The sequence below is a fragment of the Acinetobacter sp. UBA1297 genome, from assembly GCF_002307755.1.
In the GTDB taxonomy this organism is placed as follows: domain Bacteria; phylum Pseudomonadota; class Gammaproteobacteria; order Pseudomonadales; family Moraxellaceae; genus Acinetobacter; species Acinetobacter radioresistens.
The window spans coordinates 1-1792 of record NZ_DBUF01000022.1; the positions used below are offsets into that span (position 1 = coordinate 1).

Genomic DNA, 1792 nt, shown 5'->3' on the forward strand with positions numbered 1-1792 from the left:
CTAAAAGTGTCAACACACCCTAGTAAACTTAACAATAAAATAAGCCGCTATATGCGGCCTATTTAACACAGGATAATAATAAATGAATAAAAAATATAACTTACCAGAATTATGCAAGTACAGAGAATTAAGCAGTGGTGAGCAGATGGCTGTTCACCAAATGCTTATCTCCTATGTACGTGAAAATTATCTCTATAATATTGTTTTACCTAATAATGCCAAGCCATTTAATCTCGTAAAGCTGGTTAGTATTCATTTTGAAAATGAAGATGGTGCTATCTGGATAAATTTTAAGACTATTATAGGTGAGAGCTTTTCATTGCCTATTGATCTTATTTCAAGAATAGAAATATCAGGACAGGAAGAAATTTAAAGCCACTATATGTGGCGCTTGAATACATAAGACACAGCACACGACAACCAGTGTCGAGTATGTGTAAAACATATAATGAAACTATGAGCGCAGATTGATACTATATGAGTAAACTTGAAGATGATGTGGTTGGGGAAATGGCAGAGAGATTTTATGTAATCTATGATGGGTGGGCGTTAGAGCATCATTTAATGGATGTTCGCGACCTTGCGCCAGCTATGATTGCTGTAAACGACCTCTTGTCCAATGCAAATAAAGCCCTAAATGGGGATAAAGCCGATCTTAATTTAAAAGTGAATGCTTCATTTAGAGCTGGCAGCTTTGGCATGGAGCTGCATACGGTTGTGCATTTTCTCAGCCAAATTCGAGATATGTTTGCTGGTGATAATGCATCTGCGATATCTAATGCTTGGACTATTCTTGAGATTGTTGGATTTGTTGGTGGTGCCGGTCTTATTGGGTTAATTAAGTTCCTGAAGGGTAAAAAGCCGACCAAAATCATTGATGAAGACGGTCGCCTCAAGGTGTATCTTAATGAAACTGAATACTATGAAACCGATGGTAAAGTAGTAAAGCTTTATAAAAATCGAACTATTGTTGGCGATCTTAACAAGATGCTCGAGCCACTAGAGAAAGATGGGATTGATTCATTCTTTGTGTCCAGAACTGGTGATAAAAAGGATGCTGATCTAGCAATTGATGACTCCGAATTAACTTACTTTGAATACCAGGAAATTGAAAATGATCTAAGTGAGAATATCACTGAGACATTTGTGCAAATTGAGGCTGCGGTTTTCAAAGATAATAATAAGTGGAAGTTTGATAATGGCGGCTCGCCAATCAATGCAGCTATTCTTGATGAGGAATTTCTAAGAAAAATTGACTCTGGTGAGTTGAGGTTTGGTAAAGGTGATCTTCTAAAGGTTAAATTAAAAACTATACAAACTTTCGCTCATGGAAAACTAAAAACAGAGTTTCAGGTCATTGAGGTGCTAGAACACAAGATTGTTAAGCAAGGCCATTTAGAGTTCTAAAAAATAATATTCAATCCATCCAACCCACCGATAAGGTGGGTTTTCTTTTGTCTATTAAAGCATAGAAATATACAGATTTAAGATATTTATCTTTTTTGCGATATTTTATCTCTATCACTATTGACATAAATATATCGTTAATGCGATATTTACTTCGTACCCAATAAAAAAAGCCCGCTGGACTGGAAATCAAACGGGCTTTTCAACACTACGAGGCCATTATGAAGCAAAAACCAATTCAGAGTCAAACGACTCAGATCCTCTTTCAAGAACCAACTCAGGAAGAGATGTACGGTAAACCGCGCTCAATCTTCGCTGACCTTTGCACATTCCTCTTATTGTTAAGCCTAGTCATTGGCTTAGTCGCAATGCTTCGCAGTTGTGC

2 protein-coding genes are annotated in these 1792 nt (G+C 36.9%); both read left to right on the plus strand.

The window, feature by feature from the left end:
• Positions 1–82: 82 nt before the first annotated feature.
• Positions 83–373, plus strand: coding sequence for a hypothetical protein (locus B3R63_RS10155; RefSeq protein ID WP_034674780.1), 291 nt, complete (start codon positions 83–85; stop codon positions 371–373).
• A gap of 104 nt (positions 374–477) precedes the next feature.
• Positions 478–1407, plus strand: a complete 930-nt coding sequence (locus B3R63_RS10160; RefSeq protein ID WP_034674777.1) for a hypothetical protein — start codon at positions 478–480, stop codon at positions 1405–1407.
• Positions 1408–1792 lie beyond the last annotated feature (385 nt).